Origin of the sequence: Nocardioides cremeus, assembly GCF_030518195.1 — a bacterium.
Taxonomy (GTDB): domain Bacteria; phylum Actinomycetota; class Actinomycetes; order Propionibacteriales; family Nocardioidaceae; genus Nocardioides; species Nocardioides cremeus.
Genome location: NZ_JAULSC010000172.1, coordinates 1 through 292 on the forward strand (window position 1 = coordinate 1; position 292 = coordinate 292).

Here is a 292-nt window from a genome sequence, read left to right on the forward strand (position 1 = left end):
CTTGAGTTATTGGTGGATTTCTGCTTATCTTGCTAGTAAATTTGCTTTTTAAGCAGATCTCGCAGTTGCTGAATGAGTTGTTTGTTTTAATATTTGAATTCATGCCGTTGGTGTTGTCACAAAGCTTATTTAAGCTTGTTTTACCAATATGGCCGAAACGTCGATGCAATAGATCGATTTGATCGTTTTCTTCTGTTTGATTGATTTGATCGATTTGATCGATTTGATAGTTTTGATCGTTTTGATCGGTTGGCATCGATTTTGACTGATTGGGCTGTTCTGATAGCTTTAG

1 protein-coding gene is annotated in these 292 nt (G+C 36.0%); it reads right to left on the reverse strand.

The features are described 5' to 3' along the window. Nucleotides 1–292: GAG-pre-integrase domain-containing protein (locus QWJ41_RS20965; RefSeq protein ID WP_302710416.1), on the reverse strand; the 292-nt coding region annotated here is incomplete at both ends.